At 58.9% G+C, this 24,006-nt stretch carries 22 protein-coding genes; 4 read left to right on the forward strand and 18 right to left on the reverse strand.

Annotated features, from left to right (window positions below; all coding sequences use genetic code 11):
* Nucleotides 1-22: 22 nt before the first annotated feature.
* From BUC26_RS10600 to argJ, 7 genes are all read right to left on the reverse strand, one after another.
* Nucleotides 23-1,720 (reverse strand): MORN repeat-containing protein, encoded by a 1,698-nt coding sequence (locus BUC26_RS10600; RefSeq protein WP_073375864.1) that lies wholly within the window; start codon nucleotides 1,718-1,720, stop codon nucleotides 23-25.
* 95 nt (nucleotides 1,721-1,815) lie between these two features.
* Nucleotides 1,816-2,778 (reverse strand): hypothetical protein, encoded by a 963-nt coding sequence (locus BUC26_RS10605; protein WP_073375865.1) that lies wholly within the window; start codon nucleotides 2,776-2,778, stop codon nucleotides 1,816-1,818.
* A gap of 264 nt (nucleotides 2,779-3,042) precedes the next feature.
* Nucleotides 3,043-3,300, reverse strand: a complete 258-nt coding sequence (locus BUC26_RS10615; RefSeq protein ID WP_073375868.1) for a hypothetical protein — start codon at nucleotides 3,298-3,300, stop codon at nucleotides 3,043-3,045.
* On the reverse strand, nucleotides 3,297-3,809 hold the full coding sequence (locus tag BUC26_RS10620; protein ID WP_073375869.1) for a SixA phosphatase family protein: 513 nt from the start codon (nucleotides 3,807-3,809) through the stop codon (nucleotides 3,297-3,299). Before BUC26_RS10620 ends, BUC26_RS10615 begins: the two co-directional genes overlap by 4 nt.
* A complete protein-coding gene (locus BUC26_RS10625) occupies nucleotides 3,806-4,552 on the reverse strand; it encodes a ParA family protein (protein ID WP_073375870.1) in 747 nt (248 codons plus the stop codon). Before BUC26_RS10625 ends, BUC26_RS10620 begins: the two co-directional genes overlap by 4 nt.
* On the reverse strand, nucleotides 4,549-6,126 hold the full coding sequence (locus tag BUC26_RS10630) for a CHAD domain-containing protein (RefSeq protein ID WP_073375871.1): 1,578 nt from the start codon (nucleotides 6,124-6,126) through the stop codon (nucleotides 4,549-4,551). Before BUC26_RS10630 ends, BUC26_RS10625 begins: the two co-directional genes overlap by 4 nt.
* 1 nt (nucleotide 6,127) lies before the next feature.
* Nucleotides 6,128-7,312, reverse strand: coding sequence for a bifunctional glutamate N-acetyltransferase/amino-acid acetyltransferase ArgJ (gene argJ / locus BUC26_RS10635; protein WP_073375873.1), 1,185 nt, complete (start codon nucleotides 7,310-7,312; stop codon nucleotides 6,128-6,130).
* A 231-nt stretch (nucleotides 7,313-7,543) separates the two neighbouring features.
* On the opposite strand from argJ, the gene cls reads away from it, so the two are divergent.
* From cls to ppk2, 3 genes are all read left to right on the forward strand, one after another.
* Nucleotides 7,544-9,049 carry a cardiolipin synthase gene (cls, locus tag BUC26_RS10640; RefSeq protein WP_073375874.1) on the forward strand — a complete coding sequence of 502 codons (1,506 nt, stop codon included), beginning with the start codon at nucleotides 7,544-7,546 and terminating at the stop codon, nucleotides 9,047-9,049.
* Nucleotides 9,050-9,053: 4 nt separating this feature from the next.
* Entirely contained in the window at nucleotides 9,054-9,794 is a 741-nt protein-coding gene (locus BUC26_RS10645; RefSeq protein ID WP_073375875.1) for a metallophosphoesterase family protein, read from the forward strand.
* A 302-nt stretch (nucleotides 9,795-10,096) separates the two neighbouring features.
* The gene (ppk2, locus tag BUC26_RS10650) at nucleotides 10,097-11,065 is read left to right on the forward strand and encodes a polyphosphate kinase 2 (protein ID WP_073375876.1); all 969 of its coding nucleotides are present in this window, start codon (nucleotides 10,097-10,099) and stop codon (nucleotides 11,063-11,065) included.
* A gap of 7 nt (nucleotides 11,066-11,072) precedes the next feature.
* On the opposite strand, the gene secA is transcribed toward ppk2, so the two are convergent.
* From secA to BUC26_RS10685, 7 genes are all read right to left on the reverse strand, one after another.
* Nucleotides 11,073-13,622 carry a preprotein translocase subunit SecA gene (gene secA, locus BUC26_RS10655; protein ID WP_073375878.1) on the reverse strand — a complete coding sequence of 850 codons (2,550 nt, stop codon included), beginning with the start codon at nucleotides 13,620-13,622 and terminating at the stop codon, nucleotides 11,073-11,075.
* A gap of 206 nt (nucleotides 13,623-13,828) precedes the next feature.
* Entirely contained in the window at nucleotides 13,829-14,287 is a 459-nt protein-coding gene (locus tag BUC26_RS10660) for an N-acetyltransferase (protein ID WP_244155836.1), read from the reverse strand.
* Nucleotides 14,288-14,334: 47 nt separating this feature from the next.
* On the reverse strand, nucleotides 14,335-14,574 hold the full coding sequence (locus BUC26_RS10665) for a hypothetical protein (protein WP_073375880.1): 240 nt from the start codon (nucleotides 14,572-14,574) through the stop codon (nucleotides 14,335-14,337).
* 5 nt (nucleotides 14,575-14,579) lie between these two features.
* A complete protein-coding gene (gene argS, locus BUC26_RS10670) occupies nucleotides 14,580-16,238 on the reverse strand; it encodes an arginine--tRNA ligase (protein WP_073375881.1) in 1,659 nt (552 codons plus the stop codon).
* Nucleotides 16,235-17,368, reverse strand: a complete 1,134-nt coding sequence (gene alr, locus BUC26_RS10675; protein ID WP_073375883.1) for an alanine racemase — start codon at nucleotides 17,366-17,368, stop codon at nucleotides 16,235-16,237. The genes argS and alr overlap by 4 nt, the downstream gene beginning before the upstream one ends.
* 5 nt (nucleotides 17,369-17,373) lie before the next feature.
* On the reverse strand, nucleotides 17,374-17,832 hold the full coding sequence (locus tag BUC26_RS10680; RefSeq protein ID WP_073375884.1) for a hypothetical protein: 459 nt from the start codon (nucleotides 17,830-17,832) through the stop codon (nucleotides 17,374-17,376).
* Between the two features lie 67 nt (nucleotides 17,833-17,899).
* Nucleotides 17,900-18,085 carry an indolepyruvate ferredoxin oxidoreductase subunit alpha gene (locus BUC26_RS10685; RefSeq protein WP_073375885.1) on the reverse strand — a complete coding sequence of 62 codons (186 nt, stop codon included), beginning with the start codon at nucleotides 18,083-18,085 and terminating at the stop codon, nucleotides 17,900-17,902.
* Between the two features lie 395 nt (nucleotides 18,086-18,480).
* Here BUC26_RS10685 and BUC26_RS10690 point away from each other — a divergent pair, with 395 nt between their 5' ends.
* Entirely contained in the window at nucleotides 18,481-18,831 is a 351-nt protein-coding gene (locus BUC26_RS10690; RefSeq protein WP_073375887.1) for a hypothetical protein, read from the forward strand.
* Nucleotides 18,832-18,838: 7 nt separating this feature from the next.
* Here BUC26_RS10690 and BUC26_RS10695 read toward each other — a convergent pair whose 3' ends face one another.
* Genes BUC26_RS10695 through rnhA form a run of 4 tightly spaced genes read right to left on the reverse strand, consistent with a single transcriptional unit; the run spans nucleotide 18,839 to nucleotide 23,844 of the window.
* Nucleotides 18,839-20,224, reverse strand: coding sequence for a cobyrinic acid a,c-diamide synthase CobB (locus BUC26_RS10695; protein WP_073375888.1), 1,386 nt, complete (start codon nucleotides 20,222-20,224; stop codon nucleotides 18,839-18,841).
* 1 nt (nucleotide 20,225) lies between these two features.
* Entirely contained in the window at nucleotides 20,226-20,897 is a 672-nt protein-coding gene (locus BUC26_RS10700) for a lysophospholipid acyltransferase family protein (protein WP_073375889.1), read from the reverse strand.
* Nucleotides 20,894-22,915: an excinuclease ABC subunit UvrB gene (gene uvrB / locus BUC26_RS10705; protein ID WP_073375891.1), complete on the reverse strand. Its 2,022-nt coding sequence runs from the start codon at nucleotides 22,913-22,915 to the stop codon at nucleotides 20,894-20,896. The genes BUC26_RS10700 and uvrB overlap by 4 nt, the downstream gene beginning before the upstream one ends.
* Complete coding sequence (gene rnhA, locus BUC26_RS10710; RefSeq protein WP_073375892.1) at nucleotides 22,912-23,844, reverse strand: ribonuclease HI; 933 nt, start codon at nucleotides 23,842-23,844, stop codon at nucleotides 22,912-22,914. The genes uvrB and rnhA overlap by 4 nt, the downstream gene beginning before the upstream one ends.
* Nucleotides 23,845-24,006 lie beyond the last annotated feature (162 nt).

Consider the following 24,006-nt stretch of genomic DNA (forward strand, 5'->3'; position numbering starts at 1 on the left):
AACATGCACAGCTCCGGCGGGCCTAATCGCCGACGAAAACGTCTTCGACGAAGCGCCCCCGGAAATCATGGCCGTCCTCTTGGTGCAAATGCCCATCGCCGTGCCTGCGGCCCGCAACGAACTCACCGGTGTAGACGCTGCCGTCGGGTGAACGCAGCACACCTTTGCCATGTGGCAGATCATCTTTAAATTCGCCGCGGTAGACGGAGCCATCGCTGTAGACAAGGGTTCCCTGTCCATTGAAGCTGCCGTTGCGCACGGCGCCGCTGTATCGGCTACCGTCGGCGAAGACATATTCCCCATCGCCGTGAAAGACATCGTCGGCAAATTCACCTTCATAACGAGTCCCGTCCGGATAGCTGAATCGTCCTTGACCTTCCCTTTTTCCTTTTTTGAAGCTGCCGTGATAGCGACGCCCGTCGGCAGAGACGAAAACACCCTCTCCGGAAAAGAGCCCCCGCCGGAAACTTCCCTCATACCAATCACCGGTATCATACTCGACCCGCCCGGCGCCATGCATCCTCCCGTCAACCATAGCACCGCGATAAATGGTGCCGTCCGGGTAGCGGACCTCGACTTGGCCCTGGGCCGGTTTCCCATCTGCGACGCGCAGGACGACACCGTCTTCCACGGTATAGTCCCCGGTCGGCGGTGATTTTGCTGCAGGCGTCACCGGGGGGGCCGGCGATTGGGCTCGCTCGGCGACGGCCGCCGGCTCCGAGATCGCCGACTCGACCGGCCTGCTCGGCCCACTGTCCGGACCGGCTGTCACAGACTCGGCTGCCGGCTCCACCAGTTCGCCACGTTCAAAACGACCGACCAACTCTTGCCCATCCGCCAGTCGCAGCCGTCCTTCACCATGCATCATGCCGTTGACAAACTGCCCTTCGTAACGACTGCTGTCGGCCCGCTCCAACACGCCGTCCCCTTCCGGAAGATCGTCGACAAAATCTCCGACATAACGCGATCCGTCCGGACCGATCAACTCACCGCGGCCATGCCGGCGCCCGTTGACGAAACTGCCGGTATAGACCGTACCGTCGGCGCTGTGCAGTGTCCCGTTGCCGCCATAGAGATCGCCGACGAATTCTCCCTCATAACGATCGCCGTTGGCCAACTCGAGGACACCGGTGCCGTTTTTAATGTCCCCGACGACCTCGCCGCGGTAGATGGCCCCATCGGGATAGGCCCGAACGCCGACGCCATCCGGCCGGCCATCGTGAAACACGCCTTCATACCAGCCGCCGTCGGGATGAACGAGACGCCCTTCCCCTTCGATCATGTTATTGCGGAAGTCGCCTTTGTATTCCCTGCCGTCGGGAGCAAACAGCACGCCTTTACCATGAAATCGACCACTACTGAACTCGCCGCGATACTGCATGCCGTCCGGAGTCGTCAAAGCCCCTTGGCCATGAATAACACCGTTTTTGAACGTTCCCTCGTAGACCCGTCCGTCGCTTCCTTGCAGCACGCCTTGTCCATGCGGTTCACCACCTTGGAAGGTTCCCCGATAGACGAGGCCGTTGGCATAAGTCAACGTGCCGGTGCCGTCAAGCAGGCCATTGCGAAAACCGCCCTCATAGCGGCGGCCGTCCGCACTCTCGTAGACACCGCTGCCGTTGCGGCAGTCGCCGCTGACACAGCCGGCAGCCTGAAGCGGGCCGCCGCCCGTCGCCGCCAGAAACACCAGCAGGAAACCAGCAACCAGGAAGTTTTTCATCACCGAGATATCCCCTTTAGATCTGCGATAGTTCCGCTCGCACGGCACAACACCGGATCATCGGTCCGCGAGAAGAAACCGGCGAGCCGCTGAAATCATGCGGCGGTAGTCCTGCTTCTTGAAAAATGGTCGATCACCCGCACCAGAATGAAGATCACCAGCAGGGAGAACAGCAATCGTCCCCAGAAAATCCCGGCCAGTTTTCCACCTATCGCCAGCATTAACAAAGTATCCTCCACCAACCCATGGCTCAATGACATCAACGCCAGGGAGTTGAATTTTTCCCTGGAATCCATGCCGCCCGTCGTCGTCTCCCGAATGATCAGTGCCCCGCCGTAGGCAATACCGACGATCATGCCGACTACGGTCAGCGGCGCAGCCCGATGACTCATGCCGAACAGGGGCAGCACCGGCTTGAGCAGCCACTCGAGCAGGGCCAGCAAGCCGACCACTTTCATCAGACGCATGGCGACCAATATACAGAAAATAATCACGACAATCAGTCCCAGATTGAACAATTGCGTCGTCGCCCAGGCCGTCAGTGTTTCCTCACCGGTGTCGGCCTGAAAAAAGATTCGCGCCGGTTCCTGCCAAATCCCGAAGGTAGAGCACAAATGATACAGGATAACCCCGTAAAACAGTGCCCCGAGCAACCGGATCGCGCCAACCGGCAGCAGGCCGGCACCGGCCCGCTTGGTGATGCTCATCTCGACCGGCAATGAATGGGCGATCAGCATCACCGAACAGAGCACCGTCACCTGGCCGCCGGTCAGTTCGAGCCCCGGGGCCAGCACGGCATAGACGCCGACCGCGGCGTAGAGAGTGGTCATGATACCGGTGGCCCAGACCAGGCCGAGGGCACCGGGCAGCCCCATCAGATTCATGACCGGTTCCAGGGCCATACTGATATAGACGATCAAGCCGAGTTCCTCGAGAATCTTCGTGACGATGACCACCGGAACAGTGATTTTGATCAGCTCGGCACTGGTCGTCACCGTATCACGGGCAAGCTCTTTCACGGCACCGCCGATTGCCCTGAAGGCCGGATGATGAGACATGCAGTATAGGTATCGCCTTGTCGAATTAGTACGAGGGAGTATCCTGGTCGTCTCGACCGGGCGCCCGAGTCTTTTCCCGAAACAATTGACACACCAGGCCGGAGGTGGAAAAGACCACCAGAGCCGGATTATGTCTGGTTTTGAACCCCATTGCGCGGCATCCGTAAGGCCGGGAAGGATCGTGGGTGATGAAATAGTGCCGACAGCGCCGACAGGCCGGTTGCACAGGCGATTCTTGCTGGCTGGCCGCCATAACTCTCGCTCCTATCCAATCATCAACCCGCTTCCGGCCTGTTGCCAACCGGACACGGCGGCGTTCCGTCCCGCGGTAACATCGGAGCCGGTCATGGTCCGGTTGGTGATGCACTCAGGGGAACTTGAAAAATTCGGATTTTCGTTCAAGATCGAGGCGCGCAAGAACATTTTACCGCAGGCATATACTTGATATTCAGAGGATAAAATTTGATTGCGCAACGATGAAATGGGACGAAATGACAATTTTTCAAGGTTCCCTGCAGTCATGCCGACGAATCTCCCGCACCAGCACGTTTCGGATAATCAAAAAAGACAACCCTGCCGCAGCCAGCGGCCAGATCGCGCCAGCGGGCTGAAGAAACGGCGAGCGAAACGACACCGCAGGTCGGCACCGAGCTGATATCCTCTCCGGTCAGCCAGCGGGCAGCCTCACTGATAGCCTCGTTGTGACCGACCAGAGCGAGCGATGCAACCGCCTCGTCGATGCTGCGCAGCACGGCCAGCAAACCGTCGACCTGAAACGTATACAGGGCGTCGACCAACACGATTTCTTGTTTCGGATAACCGATTTCAGCGGCGATGGCGGCCGCCGTCTTCCGGGCCCGTTTGGCCGGACTGGCAAGGAACAACTGCGGTTCCATTCCCGTCCGTGCCAGTCGCCCGCCAATCAGCGGCGCATCCCGCTTGCCGCGGCCGCTGAGCGGTCGATCGAAATCGTCCAGCGAGGTGTCCGACCAACTGGACTTGGCATGTCTGATCAAATACAGCTGCTTCATGTCGCCAGTTTTTTCTGTCTTATTTCCTGCCAGAGCAATTCGTACGCCCGGTGAGCGGGAGACTGCTGACCGCCGGCGCCGACCGGTTGTCGAGACAATCCCATTTTCTCGATTTCTGCCATGAACGGTATCACCGTTTGCAGAAAAATCGGATAGCCGCCATATTTTTCCATTATCTGCTGGTGCATCGATTTTCGTCGTTCGACCATGGAAAAAAATGAGATCAGTTTGCGGCGATCACAATCGATCTTTTTCAGCAATTTTATCAGTTGTTCAAGGGCCAGCAGGGAAAGCGTGGTTGGGATCACCGGGGTTATGACACAATCCGCCGCGGTGACGATGGTCTCGGAGAGAAAGGTCAGATTCGGCGGGCAATCGAGAATGGCATAGTCATAGTCCTTAGCCAGCGGTTGCAGCAGCTTGCCGAGGACCCGCCGTTTTTTCGCCTGCTTTTCGTCGCGCAGGGCGAGATCGAGATTGCGGAAGGAAAAGTGGGCCGGTAGCAGATCGAGACCGTCAAAGTCGGTGGCGCGGATATATTGTTCAAATCGCCCCTGAAGCAACCGGTCCCGGTTGAAAGACTTTTTCGGCTTAATACGATAATAAAAAGAAGCTGCTCCCTGGGGATCGAGATCGCAGAGCAGGACGCGCTGTCCGCTCCGGCTCGCAACATAGGCTAGATTGACTGCGGTTGCCGTTTTACCGACCCCGCCCTTGCTGCTGTAGACGGCAACGATCTTCATTGCCGGCCCGCCCGCTCTTCCGGCCGCTGATCGCTGCCGATCAGAGAGACGAGTAATTCCCGGTTCTGCGACGAGGAAAAAGCGGCATAGGTCGCGGCGAACTGGTCCCGCAAAGCGCCCCGCTTCTTTGCCTGCACGGTCAGCAGACCGCCGAGAGCGGCCGCCTGCAGCAGCACCCGCCGGCCGTTGCCACCAAGGCCGTCGAGTCGAGCCCCGAGCATCTCTTCCTGGACACAGAGATCATTGAAATCACCTAGATTGTCCTGCATTTTTTTCAACTGCTTGACAAATTGCTCAAGAGACTTCTCGTCATACAGGCTCCGAAAAAACTCGAGCAGGTAGCGCAATTTTTTTCCCTGAATTCGCAGATTGTGCATGTCGCTGTCAGGACCATCATCGGTTATCGCCTCCCCGTTGCGCAGAAAGGCGCGAAAGCGCTTGCGGATAGTTCGATCGGCCAGCTCGCGACAGGATTTCCGGCTCGATTCGCCAAAGAGCGGCGAATCGTCGGCAACGAGAAAGGTGCGCCAATCGCTGAGCAACGAGCGGTAGCGTTTTGACGACAGATGCCGGCGCAGCAGTTTCAGTTCGTGCCGACGGTGCTGCTCGAGGTCGGCGAAAAATCCGTCCAGGCCGGGACGCAACCGGGACGGCAGCATAGCGAGATACGCTTCTTTTTGCAGCAGATAGACATCGATATCACGAAGCTTCCCGGTAACCCCGCCCAGCCATTTGAATTCACGACGAAAGTAGGATCCCTCCCGGATCGGCAGCTGTTTCTTGAGCAGGCTGAGCAGAGATCTGGTCCGGCGGATGGCAATACGAAAATCGTGGAGAAATTCCGTATCGACGTCGTCATACACCCCCTGTCGGTTGAACTCAATTTCTCTGAGCAGGTAGCCGCAGATCTGCACAATAGCGGTACCGATGTCACTGTCCCGGGCCAGTTCCACCCGAAACTTGTCACCGTAGTCCAGAGGCGTCCGCGGGGATCCGGAAAACGCACGCTGCGCAAGCCAGCTGTCGGAATCGAGAGGGGTCAGTCCATAGGCGACACAGAGGCGATGCACCGTGTCGAAGGCCTCCTGATAGCCTCGTAATTCGTCAATCGTCACCACCTTGGCCAGCTGGTCGGGAGCACCATCTCCAACCGGCACGTCAGCCCTGATCGTTAAACGCACCACCGTCTTCTCATCATCGTTGAGCAGGCGACAGTGACGCTTGTCAGTCTCCAGGGCGGCCATCGGCAACAGGGCTCGAACATCGATAATCTCCCTGAGGGTTTCCCTGACCTCCGAGGGAGTCATCTCCCACCAGAATTTCCGCCCAGGTCCCAGGTCGTCGATCATTCCGTGCTGGGTGCCGTCAAAGGAGAGCAGCGATCGGCTTCGACCGGCGCCGACACACAACAACTGTTTGCGGTAGAGACGCCAGTCGAAGGTATCATAGAAGGTTTCGCTATCATCCTGACGACCCTGTTCTTCGACGATAAAAAGGTGGCGCAGCTGTTCGATCAGCGGTTCTGCCTCCATGGCGGGTTGAAAAACCAGAGCGAGCTGGCGAAGCGGCTCCATCTCAGGTCCTGTAATCGGCGTTGATCTTGACGTAATCGATAGAAAAATCGCAGGTGATCACCTCTTCGCAGCCGTTGCCGTCTTTGAGATCGATGCAGACCGTAAAGGTATCGCCGCGCAACACCTCGGTGGCCGCCTGCTCCGCGTCAGGGCCCAAACCGACGCCGTTGCGCACGAGCAGCACATCGCCGAAGGCGATATCGACGTGCTCCGGGTTGAAGCGCACGCCGGACCGCCCCATGGCGGCGATGATCCTGCCCCAATTGGCGTCCTCTCCGAAAAATGCGGTCTTAACCAGGCTCGATGTGGCAATCGTCCTGGCCATAATTTCCGCTTCAACGTTTTCCTTGGCTCCGCAGACCCTGATGGTGACGCATTTGGTCGCCCCTTCACCGTCCCGGACCACTTTCATGGCCAACTCTTTCAACATCGAGTCGAGCACGTTCTCGAAGGCCGTATAGTCGTCGCGGCTGACATCGTCGATCCAGTCGTTGCCGGCAGCACCGTTGGCCATGACCAGCACCATGTCGTTGGTACTGGTATCCCCGTCGATGGTGATCCGGTTGAAACTCTCCGCAACACCGGCCTTGAGGGCCTGATTCAACTCAAAATAGCTGATCCGTGCATCGGTCACGATAAAGCAGAGCATGGTCGCCATGTTGGGCATGATCATCCCGGCCCCTTTGGCCATGCCCATGAAACCGACCTCCTTGCCGCCGATCACCTCGCTTCGATACACCGTCTTGGCCACCGTATCGGTGGTCATGATCGCCCGGGCCACCCGCTCGAAGTTATCCGGCCCCAAGCCGTTGACGAGCGGCTTCATGTGCGCCCGAAACGCTTCGAGGTTCAACGGCATGCCGATGACTCCGGTCGACGACAGCAGCACCATCTCCTCGCCGATCCCCAGTTCTTCAGCGGCCAATCGCCCCGAGGTCAGCGCGTCGTTCATGCCGTTCCGGCCGGTGCAGGCATTGGCGCAGCCGCTGTTGACCAGAATGGCCTGCGAACGACCCTGCCGAAGCCGATCGATGTCGATAAGGACCGGCGCCGCCTTCACCTGATTGGTGGTGAACACCCCGGCGGTAACCGCCGGCTCGTCGCTGTAGATCAACCCGAGATCGAGCCGATCGGGATACTTGATCCCGGCGGCCACCGCCGAAAAAGAAAACCCTTTTATAATCATGTTAAAATCCGGTATGGTTCTAGACGATCGCTTCCTTGTCAAACACTGCTGGCTCTTACGTCACGGCCTTCACCGGGCGCTTTCCGACCTGGCAGGCCGGGTATCGTGAGAAGCTGAGCACCGGTTCGACAAAGACACCGGCCGATTCGCCCGTCCCGCGGCGAAACGGCGAGACCCTCTGGTGCTCGGTGAAATGTACCTTATCCATCATTTCGTGCAACGATAGATATAATGGGAGCCGAAGAATACAACGAAATGTCGACGATCATGCCGACGCTGATCCTGCTGGCCGACCTGACTATCAGAATCGGTCTGTCCTTCCGCGTTATCATGCGCAAGCGCCCCCATGGAGTGACGATTGCGTGGCTGATCATCATTCTGCTCATCCCGCTCCTCGGCGCACTGCTCTACCTGCTGGTCGGCGAAAACCGTATCTCCGACAAGCGAATCGCCCGGACCAGGGCCAATCAGGATCACTACCAGCACTGGCTGAACAGTTTACGCGAGCGGGCCCCGATCAACTGGCAGGATATGGCCGATACCTGCCTGCCGCTGCACCGTCAGGCTGAGACATTGATCGGCATTCCGGCCATGACCGGCAATTCCCTGCAGGTGTACGAGACGGCCGACGAGACCATCGAGGCCATCCTCGCCGATATTGACCAGGCCAGTTCAACCTGTCATCTGCAATTCTACATCTGGCAGGAAGGAGGCAGGGTAACCGCAGTCGAAGAGTCGTTGCTGGCGGCGACCCGGCGCGGCGTCATCTGCCGCATCCTCGTCGATTCCATCGGCAGCAGTGATTTCCTCAAGAGCCGCCGCTGCCGCGAGTTGCGAGAGGCCGGCATCCGCATTCGCGAATCCTTGCCGGCCGGTCTCATCAAGGCTCTTTTCGCCCGGATCGACATCCGCAATCATCGAAAAATCGTCGTCATCGACGGGGAGATCGCCTACAGCGGCAGCACCAACATGGTCGATCCCCGCTACTTCAAGCAGGACTCCGGCGTTGGTCAATGGATCGATGTCATGGTCAGGATTACTGGACCGGTGGTCGAAAGCTTGGCCGGCACCTTTATCAGCGATTGGATCCTCGAGACGGACGACCAGCAGCTCGATATATCCGACTTGACCGCGGGGAAAACCGCGGCGAATAACAGAACAGATGTCCATCGCGTCAAACCGACCGGCTCCACCGCCGTACAACTGGTACCGTCGGGTCCGGGACTGGTGCCTGAGGCCATCCATTCCCTGCTGCTCACCACCATCTATTCGGCACGGCGCGAGCTGGTCCTGACCACTCCTTACTTCGTTCCCGACGAGCCGCTGCTGACGGCGCTCAAAGCGGCCGCGCAACGGGGCGTCAGCGTCACCATCATCCTGCCGCAGCGCAACGATTCACGACTGGTACACTACGCCAGCCACGCCCACTTCCAGGAACTGACCGAATCCGGGGTACAAATCTTTCTGTTTCACGGCGGTCTGCTGCATGCAAAGACCATTACCGTCGATCGGGAATTTGCCCTGTTCGGCTCGGTCAACCTCGATATGCGCAGTTTCTGGCTCAATTTCGAAGCGACTCTATTTATTTACGATCGCGATTTTGCGGCGAAGATCCATGCCATCCAGGAACGCTACGAACAGTTGTCGACTGCAATCGACCACCAGGAACTCGTGCAACGACCGGTCATCAAGCGGTTCAAAGAAAACGTGGCCCTGCTGATCGGCCCGCTCCTGTAACACCGTGAAGATCCTGCTCGTCGCCGACATCCATGGAAACTACCCGGCCCTCAAGGCGATCGCCGATCATTTTGCCGACGTATCGTTCGACCTGATCATCAACAGCGGCGACACCGTCGTCTACGGACCCTTCCCGAACGAAACCATCGACTGGCTTCGGAAGACGGGAGCCCGATCAATCCTCGGCAATACCGATCGGTTGGTTGTCGGCCTGCTCCAGGGTCGCAGTTTCGTCAAACCGTCCAACCCGGACAAGCGGATCATGTATGGCTGGACGGCCGCCGAACTCAGTGCTACCAACCGTGACTGGCTGGCCGGCCTGCCGGAAAAAACAAGCATCCGCTGCTCGGAATTGACCGGGACCGCCGGACGAAATGATCATCTCGGCGTCTTTCATGGCAGCCCGGCCGACCCGGATGAATTTCTCTTCGCCACCACCCCCGATCGCCGCTTCGCCCAGCTCGCCGCCACCGTCCCCTATCCACTGATCACCATCGGTCACAGCCACAGCCCGTTCCACAAATTCATCGACGGTGTCCACTTCGTCAACTCCGGCAGCACCGGACGCATGTTTGACGGCAATCCGGCCGCCGCCTGCGCAACCATCGAAATGGAAGCGGGAACGATTCGGGTGAAGCTGCATCGCATCGCCTACCCGGTGGAAACAGTCGTGGCCGAGCTCCGCCGGTTGCGCCTGCCACAGATCTACCAACAGATGTATCGTCAAGGCCGCAAACTCAACTAAGCCGCCCGATTTTTTATAATCTGTATCACAGGTTCATGTTTCGTTGTAACTTCCAGTAATGGGCGGAGCATATGAGCATCAGTCCCCAGGGCTGGCCGGCAGAAATATTTTCCTTTGCATTCCGTCTGGCGGCGATTTTCCGGCAGACCCCTCTTTGGCGCAAACTCGGACAAACTGCCTGACCGAAAGAAATATTTTCCTTTGCATTCCCCTCTCGATCCCTGCTATCTATTAAACACAGTTAAAAATATCCATCCGCCCGATACCGAACACCTCCATCTCTCAACCATGCTGGAGCAATCATGGCTAAAGACGACAAGAAAAAGGACGACAACGGCAAGAAAAAGGACGACAACGGCAAGAAGGACAAGAAAGAAGACGCTGCCAAAAACGACAAGCCAAACGGCAAGGTCAGGCTCCAGGAACTGACCGCACTGAGCAATATCGACGCCAAGCAGGAAGATGATCGGACGGCGGTCTGGGTCAAGACCTGGCACCTGGCCTATGAAATGGAGTTGCGCAAACTCCAGGTCGAGCTGATGAAGTTGCAGCAGACCATGAAAGAGAACGGATCGAGGATTCTACTGATCTTCGAGGGGCGAGATGCCGCCGGCAAGGGCGGCACCATCAAACGGTTCATCGCTCACCTCAATCCCCGCAATACCCGCGTCGTCGCCTTGGTAAAACCCAACGAGACGGAATCGACCCAATGGTACTTTCAGCGCTATATCAACCACCTTCCGTCTGCCGGGGAAATGGTATTCTTCGATCGCAGCTGGTACAACCGGGCCATGGTCGAACCGGTTATGGGCTTTTGCACCGACGAGCAGAACAAACGCTTTCTCAAGGACGTACCGCTCCTCGAGGAACTCATCGTCAAGGACGGCATCAAGCTGTTCAAGTTCTATTTTTCGGTTTCCCGGGATGTGCAGAATGAGCGGTTCGAGGCGCGGAAAAAGGATATCCTGAAACAATACAAGCTCTCTCCGGTGGACAACCTGGCCCAGCAATATTGGGATCAGTATTCGCTGCGCAAGTTCCAGATGCTCCAGGAAACCAACCGCACCATCGCCCCGTGGACCATCGTCCGCTCAGACAACAAGAAGCTAGCCCGGCTCAACTGCATGAAACATGTGCTCAGCCAGCTGAACTATATCGGCAAGATTTCAGAAGAGGAACTGGCCACAGATCCGGCGATCATCATCTCGGGCATCGATGAGCTGCGACACATGGAAGAGCACCTGATGGAGCCGGACAAACTCTACGGCTGAGTCTCGCTCATCCCATCCGGCCGCAGCACTTCTTGTATTTCTTCCCCGAACCGCAGGGGCACGGGGCATTACGACCGATCTTGTCACCGTCCCGCTTGATCGTCTCGGCGCCTTTCTGCTCGTCACCCGTCGGCCCTTTGTTGAGGCGCATCTCCTGCTCCTGGCGCCGGCGCCGCTGTTCTTCCAAACGCTCGACCTCATCGGGCTGCACCAGACGAACGTGCATCAGCGTCTTGATGGTCTGCAGTTTGACGGTATCAATCATCTCACCGAACAGGTTGAAGGCCTCCTTCTTGTATTCGTTGAGCGGATTTTTCTGGCCGTAGCCGCGCAGGCCGATACCCTCTTTGAGATGATCCATGTTGAGCAGATGCTCTTTCCAGTGGCTGTCGACCACCTGCAGCAGGATCAGCCGCTCGATCTGCCGCTGGTTGTCGGCGCCGTTGGCCTCTTCCTGGGCCCGCCGGGCCTGGTCGGCGACTTCGGCGATCTTCTCGCGCAGCGTTTCGGTCTTGAACCCGCTGCGCTCCTCCTCGCTCCACTCCGGCCGCCGGCCGAAGACTTCGAGCACCCGTTGGGTGCAGTAGTCCCAGTCCCAATCCTCGGCGGCAAGGCGTTCCTGGGCGATTTCGGCGGTAATCCCGTCGATCACCTCGTCGATCATATCCTGCAGCACCTGTTGCAGGTTGTCGCCCTCGAGAACTTCGCGACGCTGCCGGTAGATGATTTCGCGCTGCTTGTTCATCACGTCGTCATATTCGAGCAGGTGCTTACGAATGTCGAAGTGGTGCCCTTCAACCTTGCGCTGGGCATTTTCGATGGCCCGGGTGATCATCTGGTGTTCGATCGGCTCGTCCTCTTCCATGCCGAGCTTGTCCATGATCCCGGAGATCCGGCCCGAACCGAAAATCCGCAGCAGATCGTCTTCCAGAGACAGGTAGAAGCGGGACGATCCCGGGTCACCCTGACGACCGGATCGGCCACGCAACTGGTTGTCGATGCGCCGGGATTCGTGTCGCGATGTGCCGAGAATATGGAGGCCGCCGACCTCCCGCACCCCTTCGCCGAGTTTGATATCGGTACCGCGGCCGGCCATGTTGGTGGCAATGGTCACCCGGCCGAGTTGACCGGCCTGGGCGATGATTTCCGCTTCCCGCTCGTGATGCTTCGCGTTGAGAACCTCGTGGGGAATCTTGACCTTGGTCAACATCCGGGAAATCTTTTCCGATACGTCGATGGAAATGGTGCCGACCAGCACCGGCTGCCCTGTGCCGTGCTTTTCCTGGATCTCACGAACCACGGCCCGGTATTTGGCCGCCTCGTTTTTGTAGATGACATCGGCATAATCCTCGCGGATCATCTTCATGTGCGTCGGCAGCACGGAAACGTCGAGATCGTAAATCTTCTTGAATTCCGGCGCTTCGGTATCGGCGGTACCGGTCATGCCGGCAAGTTTTTCATACATCCGGAAGTAGTTCTGAAAGGTGATCGAGGCGAGTGTCTGATTTTCCCGCTCGATCTTCACTCCTTCCTTAGCCTCCAGGGCCTGATGCAAGCCGTCGCTGTACCGTCGACCTTCCATGGTTCGACCGGTGAACTCATCGACGATAACCACCTGTCCGTCCTTGACGATATAATCGACGTCACGCTTGAACAGCACGTGGGCCTTGAGCGATTGGTTGAGATGATGGAGGTATTCGATGTTGCGCGGGTCGTAGAGGTTGTCAAGCTGCAGTAATTTTTCGCCAAGGGCGATTCCTTCCTCGTTGAGCGATACCTGACGCCCTTTCTCGTCGACGATATAGTGCTCGTCGCGCCGGAAATGTTTCAGGATACGGTCGACGTTCTGATACAATTCCGTGGATATATCAGCCGGCCCGGAGATAATGAGCGGGGTCCGGGCCTCATCGATCAGGATCGAGTCGACCTCGTCGACAATGGCATAGTGGAACCCGCGCTGGCAGAATTCGGCCAGGTCGAACTTCATGTTGTCGCGCAGGTGGTCGAAACCGAACTCGTTGTTCGTGCCGTAGGTGACGTCGGCAGCATAGGCCTCGCGCCGTTCGGGATCGCGCATGTCATGAACGATGCGGCCGACGTTCAAGCCGAGAAAGCGATATACCTGACCCATCCAGTCGGCATCGCGGGTGGCCAGATAATCGTTGACCGTCACCACATGCACGCCTTTACCGTTCAGGCTGTTGAGATAGACCGCCAGTGTCGAGGTCAGGGTCTTGCCTTCACCGGTCTTCATCTCGGCGATACAGCCCTGGTGAAGGACGATGCCGCCAAGCAGCTGGACATCGAAATGCCGCTCGCCGAGAATACGTCGCGAGGCCTCTCTGATGACTGCAAAGGCCTCCGGTAGCAGATCATCGAGTGGTTCGCCATGATCGACCCGTTCCCGGAAGGCAACTGTCTTGGCCGCCAGTGTACCATCGTCGAGTTCCGTAACGGACGGCTCCAGTTCGTTGATACGGTTGACCAGCGGCTGCAGCTGTTTCAGAACCCGTTCGTTTTTACTGCCGAATACTTTGGTTAGGATCGATCCAATCATCGTCTCAAATAGCTATCTCTAAAAATATTAATGGGAACCTTGAAAAAGTCGACGTACCCTGCACCGCTTCATTTGGGTGGAAAAGACATTTTCCATGGTTGCCGAAAGGCATAAAACGCTGATAATTGTAATCATGATCGCCCATCCGATCAACACGACCGGCAAAAATAGTGGCGCCGTCGCGATGTTGCAGCGGGATTCTCTTCTTACCCTGCCTCGAATATCAGGGCCTCTTCGTTGCAATCCGGAAACATCGCACAATTGATACAATCGCTCCAGATTTTGTGGGGCAATTCTCGCTTGTCGATATCCTTGAATCCCAGTTTACGGAAGAAGCCGGGTTGATAGGTGAGCGTGAAAATCCGGGTGATGCCGAATTCGGCGGCCTCTTCCAGGCAGTTCCGGACCAGTCGGGAACCGAGGCCCTGCCCCTGGTTCTCCTCGGTGATCGCCAGAGATCTGATCTCCGCCAGATTCTCCCAGGAGATGTGCAGGGAGCACACCCCGGAGATGGTCCCGCCGTTTTCATCGTGGACGACGAAGTCGCGCAGGTGGTCGTAGAGGGAACTGATCGACCGCGGCAACAACAACTTCTTGTCCGCATAATAGGTAAGCAGAGCATGAATCTGCTTGATATCATTCATTCGTGCCTTGCGAATCATCATTCTCCTCACTGCTGCCGGGAGTGGCCCGGACCACCGGTCGCAACCGGTCAGGGTCTGCTTTTTTTGCTGTCGTCAAACTCGATGACCGGCGCTTCCTGCCTGATGGACCCGGCATCGAAACCGGTGGTGACGGGGGGTTCCGGTTTGAGCAGCGATTGTCCCGTCCAAAGGCCGAAAAGAAACATCCACAGGAAGATGCAGAAACAGACAATAGCGATGCCGCCGATACCGCTACGGGACACCTCGAATTTGATCTTTCTGTTGACGCGTTTTTTTCGTTCGGCCATTATCGCTACATCGTTTCCGGGGCGGTCAAGCCGACGATGTGCAAACCGTTGCGGAACACGGTCCGCAGAGCAACGATCAGGCTGAGTCGGGCCTGACTGAGGGCGGGATCATCGCCGATGACCCGGTGTTTGTTATAATAGCTGTGCAGACGTCCGGCAAGATCCATCAGATAAAAAATGACCCGGTGCGGCTCAAGTTGCAGCGCCGCACTTTCGATCAGGGCCGGAAAGGCCGCCATCGCCTTGAGCAGGGCGATCTCATCGTCTTCACCGAGCAATGCGGTGTCCACGTCGCTGTCGGCACCGACCGCAACTCCTTTCTCTCCGGCCTGGCGCAGGATGGAACAGAGCCGGGCGTGCCCATATTGCACGTAGTAAACCGGGTTTTCCTGGCTTTGGCTGGCCGCCAGATCGAGGTCAAATTCGAGCTGACTGTCGGGTTTACGCATCATGAAAAAGAAACGTGCGGCATCAGCGCCCACCTCGTCGAGCAACTCGTCGACCGTGACGAACGTCGCCTTGCGGGTCGACATCTTGACTTGCTTACCGTCCCGCAACAGGGTCACGAACTGATGCAGGATCACGGTCACCTTGTCGGCCTCGTAGCCGAGCGCGGTGACACCGGCCAGCACATCGGGGATGGTGGCGATGTGATCGGAGCCGAAGATATCGATCAGCCAGTCGAATTCCCGCCGGAACTTTTCGCGGTGGTAGGCGATGTCGGGCAAGCGATAGGTCGGTTCGCCGGAACTCTTGATGATCACCCGGTCTTTTTCCTGGCCGAACCGACTGGTGCGAAACCAAGTCGCCCCCTGCTCTTCGTAAACCAACCCCTTGGCCCGCAGTTCAGCCACCACTTCATCGATGGCACCGTTCTCGTAGAGCGAGCGCTCATTGAAATATTTGTCGAAGACAATGCCCATCCGCGCCAGCGTTGCCGATATGTCCTTGAAGATGACCGCCTCGGCTTTTCGCTGAAACGGCTCGACCTCCACCACGTCCTTCAAACCATCACCGGCCTCGGCCACCAGTTCCCGGGCGATGTCGTAGATATATTCACCCTGATAGCCGTCTTCGGGAAAGCTGTCCGGCTCCCCGACCAGTTCCAGATAGCGGGCTCGTACCGACTCGCCGAGCACCCGCATCTGCCGGCCAGCGTTGTTGTAGTAATACTCCCGGTAAACGTGGTGCCCGGTAGCTTCGAGCAGTCGGGCGATGGCATCACCGAGGATGGCCTGGCGGCCGTGCCCGACGGACAGCGGCCCGGTCGGATTGGCGCTGACGAACTCGACCATCACCCGGCGATCCCCGCCCACCCGGCTCCGGCCGAACTGCTCGCCGGCAGCCTCGACGGTGGTGATCACCTGTTGCCAGACAGAGTGGCTGATAGTGATATTGACAAACCCGGGTCCGGCGACGGCAACTGCCGCAATCAATTCCCGTTCCGCTTCGAGCAGGGCGGCGAAACGGGCGGCCAACTCTCGTGGGTTGCGTTTCTCAAGACCGGCGATGACCAGAGCGATATTGGTGGAAAAATCGCCCTGGTTCTCATGCTTCGGTATCTCGACCGTGTATTTGCCGGCGGCATCGCCGGTCCACAGCCCCTGCTGCACCCCGTCGACAAAACAGCGGTCGACCAGTTCTTTTAAGCGGCTTCTGATCATGGTGATTGGTGATAGGATCGTTCGTTATTGTTACCCAGCGCACAAAGAATCTCGTAGCTGATCGTCTCGCACCAGCCGGCGATCTCGTCGGCATCGATGGTCTGCTCCTGCTGCCGGCCAAGCAACACCGCCTCGTCTCCGGCCCGGGCAGTGGGAATATCGGTCACGTCGGCCATGCACAGGTTCATGCATATCCGCCCCCGGACCGGCGCTCGCCGACCGCCGATCAACACCTCGGCACGATTGGAGAGACAGCGCAGGTAGCCGTCGCTGTAACCTACCGGCAGTACCGCCAGGCGCATATCGTGCGGGGCATGGTAGGTGTGACCATAGCTGATGCCTCGGCCCGCCTTGACCTTGTTGATCTGCAGGATTGTCGTAGCAAAGCTCAGTGCCGGACGCAGGGCCGGGTTGCCGGATGGTGGTCGACCGGACGGACCATCCGGATAATACCCATATAAAGCAATTCCGGCACGCACCAAGTCTCCGTGCGTTTCCGGCAGATAGAGGGTCCCGCCGGAATTGCACAAGGAGCGGACGAAACCGGGCGACCGGTAGAACGGTTCTATCGCCGCAGCAAAGGCTTCGGCCACCGCCTCGTTGCTGCTCGCAGCGGGATCATCGGCACACGGATAGTGACTGATCACCCCGATCACCTCGATCTCCGGCAATTCCATGCAATACCGTGCCACGGCTGCCGCCATGTCCGGATCGAAGCCGAGACGTGCCATCCCGCAGTCAAACTTCAGATAGACGCCGATTTTCTCCCCGCGGCGTCGGGCCATCTCGGCAAGCACGTTCAGATCGTCGCGACTGAAAACCACCGGGGTCAGTCGATGGCTGAAATAATAATCGATCTGTTCGGCCGCACAGCCGAGAAAAATGAAGATTTCGCCACGGCAACCGGACTCACGGAGTTCGACACCTTCGCCGATCTCGGCCACCCCGAAATCCCGGCAACCGGCACGAGCGAAGGCACGGGCGGCGGGTACCAGACCGTGCCCGTAGGCATCGCTCTTGACCATGGCCAGCACGCGCACCGATTCACCCACGCGGCTCGTCAGTAATCGATAGTTGGCTGCCAGCGCCGTCTCGTCGATCGAAACCTGATTATAAGACGATAGCGTCATACGCTTTATACTCCCGTTTGCCGATCAAACAACGCCCGCCAGGCAAACCTGCTGGAATAGATCAGACCACAGCCGATCGCGACACAGATTGTGCCGATCGACAGGGACCAACCGTCGATGGTTTGCCTGATCGTTATGCCGGAAACGATCATGGCCAGCACCAGGAACCAGGTCTTCCAGGAATATACCGCTCCGATGCAGGTATGATCGCCAAATTGACCGATCCGCATGATAACCCGCCGAGCCGACCGATCAAGAATAAAGAACGACTTCACAAAGCCGAGCAGGATGCCGGCTCCAATTAGCCACAGACCGTCACCGCTTTTCAATAGAATAATGCCGCGCACCAGCAGAAAGAGTCCGGCCCCGCTCCAGAACAGCGCAGCTAAAAGCAGGTGCACCGTCGGGGCCACTCCCGGCTTGAAACGACCGATTCCCTGCGGTTCTCTTTTTTCTGTGCCCATAAACAGTTAAGCCCATCCCCCCGGAGCGGGGAGATGGGCTTAGACCCGGGTTCGTTCAAAAACCGTATTAGAGTTCCGTTACGGTGATGGCGCCTTCGGGGCAAACTTCTACACAGGTCTCACAACCGAGACATTCGTCGGCATCGACAGGCTCAGCCTTGCCGTCTACCATCTCGAAAACCTGTGCCGGACATGCTGCCACACATTCCTCGTCGCCACTGCACTTATCTTTGTCTACTACGACCTCAAACATTACACACCTCCATAAAGAAATGAAATAAGCCAAGCATTCCAAATGCTTGGCCAGGCTCAAAACGATACTCTGAGAGCAAACATTTTGTGTAAATATCCAGATAATGTACGGTCATATTTTTGTCAAGCAAAAATACCAACCACAGCGTAACACACACCCGCTCCTCGTTTGTTTCTCGAGAGCTTTTGCTTCTCCACTGTAATCACTTGTTTTTTTTGACAATAAACGTAACAGCCCGGGGCTGGCCGACTCTGCCGGAGGCTGCATCGCGAAGGCCCGGCGGGCCGGAGAATCTCTTTATCTTTTTCTTGCACAACCGGCCATCGGCATTACTGTTGGAGCAGTCCGCCCCACCGGGCGATCATTCGACATGCAAACCTCAACTCCCGCAGCTCATGAAACAAGACTCGCAAGACAACAAACAACCGCAACTGGAAATCCGTGAACGGGCCATGGTCGAAGGCATCCTCGAAGGCAGTCCCGACGGTGTCGCCGTCGTCGTGGTCAGGCTGGATTGCGGCTGCCGGAAAATGGCCGCCGTCTCGGTGGACGGTGAGCCCGCCTCGAAAGTCATCATGTACCGAGACAACGCCGAGACCATCTGCGATACCTGCAAGAAGGACCAGGGCGCCTTCATGCGGGTCACCGAACAATTCATCCACTGGCAGGAGCCGGTGCCGGACGCCGCCACCCAGGCGCGAATTGCCAATAAGGTCTTCGGCACCCCGCACCCTTCGGTTCACTGAACCTGCGCTATCGGTCCCGGCGAAACCGGCGGCAGCAGGCGACAAACCCCGCGGCCCAAGCCGGGGTCCCTTCAGCGTGAACATGGGTATACAGGGCCAGTACATTGCGGTAGCACAGGCCGTCCCGGCCCGCCATAAAACCGGTGCCGCGTTCCATCTTGACCACCAGTTGCAGCGGGTCACCGGGCCAATCGAGGATCGTTGAATAGCGGAACTCATGGCCCTTGACGCGGAGCCCCTGCGGGTAAAAAGGGTTTTCACCGGTCACCGAAAAAATCGAATAGCCATGCGCCTGCGGTTTTTTGGCCATGCCGAAACGGACCGGAAACAGGCCGACCAACGGATACTCGCCATCCGCCAGCACGATCGAGGCTCCCAGATAAATCAGCCCGCCGCACTCGGCATAGATGGGCAATCCCCCCTCGGCGGCAGCGAGAACAGAGGCCCGGAAACTGCTGTTGACCGCCAGTTCCGAGGCGCTCGTCTCCGGGAAACCACCGCCGATATAGAGCCCGTCCAGCGGCGGCAGGCCGGGATCGGCCAACGCATTGATCGGGACCAGCTCGGCGCCGCAGCGCTGCAGCGCGGCAAGGTTCTCCGGGTAATAGAATTGGAAGGCGGCATCCTGCAGGATGCCGATTCTCACGTCACGGTGCTGCGGCAGCGACACGAGATCGATCGTTTCCGCCCCGCCAGCGGGAAGCACCGGTTGCATCGCCGCCTCGACCCGGGCCAGATCGATTGATTCGCGGGCGGTGCAGGCAAGTAAGTCGAGCGCCTGGGCAGTACCGTCATACTCCTGGTAGGGAATCATACCGAGATGGCGCATCGGGAAGATATCCCGTCCGAGTCGCGGTACGCTGCCCACTACCGGCACCCCGGTCGCCCCTTCCACCGCCTCGGTAATGATGCGACGCTGCCGTTCGGTGGCCACCCGGTTGAGGACCACGCCGGCCAAACGAACCCGCTCGTCAAAACGCTGGCAACCCAACACCAGCGCGGCGATGGTCCGGGTCGTCTTGGTACAGTCGACTACCAGCAGCACCGGCAGATCGAGCATAACCGCCAGTTCGGCGGTCGAATAACCGCCACTGGCGGTCACGCCGTCAAACAACCCGCGATTGCCCTCCACCAGTGCCAGGTCGGCGCCAACGCTGCGCTGGCGAAAGGAAGCGGTGATGATCTCCGGGGCAACGAGATAGGGATCGAGGTTGTAACAATTCCGTCCGGCCGCACACTGCAGCCAGCCGGCATCGATATAATCAGGGCCCTTCTTGAACGGCGCCACGACCCGGCCGACCCCGGTCCAGGCCGCGGTCAAACCGACCGACACCACGCTCTTGCCGGAGCCGCCGGAAAGCCCGGCCACCACGATTGCCTTGACGCCATCCATATCAGTGTCCTTCTTTTTCATAACGCGACCAAGCCAGTCGATAGAGCTCGAGCAGGGCCCTCTCCAACTCGCACCGGTAGACCTCCATGCCGTCGGCGTCGAGCCCGGCCGGCACGAACAACGGTTCGCCGAAAAACACATCGACCCGGGCAAACAGCTTCGGAACCGCCAACCGGTCCCAGGAGCGAAACGTGAAATACCGCGAGGCGGACCAGACGATCGGCAGAATCGGCGAGCCGGAGCGGGAGGCGAGCAGGACCGGACCGCCCTGGGCCTTCAGGGCCGGGCCCTGCGAACCGTCGGCGACAATCGCCAGATTCTCGCCACTATCGATCCGACTTTTCAATTCCTTCACCGCCCGCAAACCCCGCCGGTTCCGTGACCCGCGCACCGCAGAAAAACCGAGATGGCCGGCCAGTCGGGCCAGGTAATCACCGTCCCGGCTGGCGCTGACCAGCGCCGCCGCCCGGTAGGAGCGCATATGATAGAGCAGATACGTCAGCGAATAGTGCCAGAATACGGCAATCACCGGTTTTCCGGTGGCCACCGCCCGTTCTTTGCACTCGCCGCCGTGCTCGGTGGTCCGGCAGGTGAGAAACCAGGCCCGAATCAGCCAGGAGGCGAGTAGCGGCACGACCCGGACAGCCGCCTGGTGCAGCAGAGGATGTTTCATCCGATTTCGATCTCCAGCATTCTCAGTGCCTTGATGCGATCGCGCAGGCGGGCCGCCTCTTCGAAAGCCAGCTCACGGGCAGCGGCCTGCATCTGCTGTTCGAGCCGGCCAATCTCCCGATCCAGATCGGCGACCGACCCGTAACGCACGATCTCTTCGGCCACCGCCTGCTGGCCGTCCGGCTCGCCGAAGTGATAACCGGCCTCGCGCAGGTATTGATGGATAGTGTCCTTGACCGCCGACACGATGGTTGTCGGCTCGATGCCATGCTCCCGGTTAAACGCTTCCTGTATCGCCCGGCGGCGCTGCGTTTCGTCGATGGTACGCCGCATCGAACCGGTCACCTGGTCGGCGTACATGATGACCATGCCGTTGACGTTGCGGGCCGCTCGCCCGCATGTCTGGATCAGGGAGCGATCCGAACGCAGGAACCCTTCCTTGTCGGCATCGAGCACCGCCACCAGGGAGACCTCCGGCAGGTCGAGCCCTTCCCGGAGCAGGTTGATGCCGATCAGCACGTCATATTCGTGGTTGCGCAGATCGCGGACCAACTCGACGCGGTCCAGGGTCTTGATATCGGAATGCAGGTAGCGCACCCGGACCCCGAGTTTTTCGTAATAATCGGTCAGCTCCTCGGCCATCCGCTTGGTCAGCGTAGTCACCAGCACCGCCTCACCGCGCTCGCTGCGCAGCCTGATCTCGTGCAGCAGGTCGTCGACCTGGCTGGTCGCCGGGCGCACCTCGATGACCGGGTCGAGCAGGCCGGTCGGCCGGATCACCTGTTCGACGATTCGTCCCTCGGCCCGTTCCAACTCGTAGGGTCCCGGGGTGGCCGACACGTAGATGATCTGGTTGACCCGCTGCTCGAACTCGGTAAAACGCAGCGGTCGGTTGTCCAGGGCCGAGGGCAGCCGGAAGCCGAAATTGACCAGGGTCTGCTTGCGCGAGCGGTCGCCGTTATACATCGCGTTGAGCTGCGGAATACCGATATGGCTCTCGTCGATAAAGATCAGGAAATCCTCCGGAAAATAGTCGAGCAGGTTCGGCGGCGGCATACCTTCCGGCTTGCCGGTCAGGTGGCGGCTGTAGTTTTCAATGCCGTTGCAGTAGCCGAGCTCCTGCATCATCTCCAGATCGAACATGGTGCGCTGCTCGAGCCGCTGTTCTTCGACGAGCCGGTTCTCGGCATGCAAGTGCTCGAGCCGCTGCTGCAGCTCCTCCTTGATGGTACGTAGCGCGATCTGCAGACGTTCCTTCGAGGTGACGAAATGGGAACCGGGAAACACCGTATAGTCGCTGAGCCGCTCGATGACCACGCCGCGCAGCGGGTCGATGACGGTGAGCGACTCGATGGTGTCGCCGAACCACTCGACGCGCACCGCCCGATCTTCCTCATGGACCGGAAAGATATCGATCACATCGCCGCGGACCCGGAAGGTCGAACGGTGAAAGGAAAAATCGTTGCGTTCGTACTGCATGAAGACCAGCCGCCGCTGCACCGTCTCCGGCGCTACCTCCTCGCCGCAGACCAACCGTAGGTGCATGTTGCGGTATTCGTCAGGCGAGCCGAGACCATAGATGCAGGAAACCGAGGCGACGATCAGTACATCGCGCCTGGTCAGCAGAGAGCGGGTCGCCGAGTGGCGCATCTTGTCGATGGCGTCGTTGATCGACGAGTCCTTCTCGATATAGGTGTCGGACTGCGGAATATAGGCTTCCGGCTGGTAATAATCGTAATAAGAAACGAAATATTCGACCGCGTTATGGGGAAACAATTCCTTGAACTCGCTGAACAACTGTGCCGCCAGGATCTTGTTCGGGGCAATCACCAGGGTCGGCCGTTGCACCTGCTCGACAATGCCGGCCATGGTAAAGGTCTTGCCGCTGCCGGTCACCCCGAGCAGGATCTGGTCCCGTTCACCGTGCTGCAGCCCCGCCACCAGTCGGGCAATGGCCTCCGGTTGGTCGCCGGCCGGAGAAAAGGTGCTGACCAGCTGAAAACGAGGATCATCGGTCATGCTGCTGCACCCTGCTCGAACTCGCGGGCCAACTCCTTGGCCTCTTGCATCGCGCACAATTCCTGTTGCCGATCGGCCAGTTGAATCTGCACTTGGTGCTGATCGAGCAAACCGGCTAAGCGCTGCCACAACTCGCGGTTACTGACCGGCGCACCCTCGCGGGTCAGCCAGTCGCGCTGTCGCCAGCCGGGCAGCCAGGAGACGGCGCCGTCGCGCAGATAGCCCGAATACGTGAAGAGGTGGGCCGGCAGGTTCGTCTTCAGGGCGGTCAATCCTTCGATCGCCGCGTGGATATAGAGCTGGTTGGCGGTCATCCCCTCCGCCCTGCCGCCGAGTACCCGGACCCGGTCCCGCCAGGTCAGGATTACGGCCCAGCCGCCGATCCCGACCGATTGACGGCATGTCACCCCGAGATAGAGGCGGACATCATCCGCCGCTGGCTGCCGGGCCGCCGCGGCATCCCGCCGCTCCGGTTCAACACCGCTCTTGCGGGCCAGCACGGCCAATTCGTCGGCACGGTTGTTCCAGCGATCGGTACCGTGCCCGCGCACCCATTTCCAGGTAATCCGGTGGTGCTCGATCTGCACCAGCAATTCCTGCCACAGATCGCAGTTTTTCACCGGCCGACGGTCCGCGGTCTGCCAGCCGTTGCGCTGCCATTTGACGATCCAGTCGGTAATGCCGTGGCGCAGGTAATTCGAATCGGTGTAGAGAACGATGCGGTGCCGCCCTTCGATCGATTTCAGCGCCGCAACCGCAGCGGTCAATTCCATCCGGTTATTGGTCGATTCCCCGCCGTAACCGGAGAGTTCCCGCACCACCTTACCGTCGGCCAGGATAACCGCGCCCCAGCCGCCCGGTCCCGGGTTGGGACTGCAGGCGCCGTCGGTATAAACGGTCAGCTCCGGCAGCTGCCGATCATCGGCCATGCCAGACCTGCCGCGTGACACGCAAACTGTTCCCGTTTTCCACGTGAACTCCACTCCCCCTGTTGAAACCATCCATCGGACAAGTACCTGCCCCTAACTCTTTGTTGGCCACCAAACCCTCTGCACAAAGCCACCCCACCCCCAAAAAAAGCGGCCATAACC

Source organism: Desulfofustis glycolicus DSM 9705, from assembly GCF_900130015.1.
GTDB lineage: Bacteria > Desulfobacterota > Desulfobulbia > Desulfobulbales > Desulfocapsaceae > Desulfofustis > Desulfofustis glycolicus.

Bases quoted from the DNA above. Each gene is read 5' to 3' on its own strand.
- BUC26_RS10600 (WP_073375864.1), bottom strand. From the start codon at position 1,720: ATGAAAAACTTCCTGGTTGCTGGTTTCCTGCTGGTGTTTCTGGCGGCG.
- BUC26_RS10605 (WP_073375865.1), bottom strand. From the start codon at position 2,778: ATGTCTCATCATCCGGCCTTCAGGGCAATCGGCGGTGCCGTGAAAGAG.
- BUC26_RS10615 (WP_073375868.1), bottom strand. From the start codon at position 3,300: ATGACTGCAGGGAACCTTGAAAAATTGTCATTTCGTCCCATTTCATCG.
- BUC26_RS10620 (WP_073375869.1), bottom strand. From the start codon at position 3,809: ATGAAGCAGCTGTATTTGATCAGACATGCCAAGTCCAGTTGGTCGGAC.
- BUC26_RS10625 (WP_073375870.1), bottom strand. From the start codon at position 4,552: ATGAAGATCGTTGCCGTCTACAGCAGCAAGGGCGGGGTCGGTAAAACG.
- BUC26_RS10630 (WP_073375871.1), bottom strand. From the start codon at position 6,126: ATGGAGCCGCTTCGCCAGCTCGCTCTGGTTTTTCAACCCGCCATGGAG.
- argJ (WP_073375873.1), bottom strand. From the start codon at position 7,312: ATGATTATAAAAGGGTTTTCTTTTTCGGCGGTGGCCGCCGGGATCAAG.
- cls (WP_073375874.1), top strand. From the start codon at position 7,544: ATGGGAGCCGAAGAATACAACGAAATGTCGACGATCATGCCGACGCTG.
- ppk2 (WP_073375876.1), top strand. From the start codon at position 10,097: ATGGCTAAAGACGACAAGAAAAAGGACGACAACGGCAAGAAAAAGGAC.
- secA (WP_073375878.1), bottom strand. From the start codon at position 13,622: ATGATTGGATCGATCCTAACCAAAGTATTCGGCAGTAAAAACGAACGG.
- BUC26_RS10660 (WP_244155836.1), bottom strand. From the start codon at position 14,287: ATGATGATTCGCAAGGCACGAATGAATGATATCAAGCAGATTCATGCT.
- BUC26_RS10665 (WP_073375880.1), bottom strand. From the start codon at position 14,574: ATGGCCGAACGAAAAAAACGCGTCAACAGAAAGATCAAATTCGAGGTG.
- argS (WP_073375881.1), bottom strand. From the start codon at position 16,238: ATGATCAGAAGCCGCTTAAAAGAACTGGTCGACCGCTGTTTTGTCGAC.
- alr (WP_073375883.1), bottom strand. From the start codon at position 17,368: ATGACGCTATCGTCTTATAATCAGGTTTCGATCGACGAGACGGCGCTG.
- BUC26_RS10680 (WP_073375884.1), bottom strand. From the start codon at position 17,832: ATGGGCACAGAAAAAAGAGAACCGCAGGGAATCGGTCGTTTCAAGCCG.
- BUC26_RS10685 (WP_073375885.1), bottom strand. From the start codon at position 18,085: ATGTTTGAGGTCGTAGTAGACAAAGATAAGTGCAGTGGCGACGAGGAA.
- BUC26_RS10690 (WP_073375887.1), top strand. From the start codon at position 18,481: ATGAAACAAGACTCGCAAGACAACAAACAACCGCAACTGGAAATCCGT.
- BUC26_RS10695 (WP_073375888.1), bottom strand. From the start codon at position 20,224: ATGGATGGCGTCAAGGCAATCGTGGTGGCCGGGCTTTCCGGCGGCTCC.
- BUC26_RS10700 (WP_073375889.1), bottom strand. From the start codon at position 20,897: ATGAAACATCCTCTGCTGCACCAGGCGGCTGTCCGGGTCGTGCCGCTA.
- uvrB (WP_073375891.1), bottom strand. From the start codon at position 22,915: ATGACCGATGATCCTCGTTTTCAGCTGGTCAGCACCTTTTCTCCGGCC.
- rnhA (WP_073375892.1), bottom strand. From the start codon at position 23,844: ATGGCCGATGATCGGCAGCTGCCGGAGCTGACCGTTTATACCGACGGC.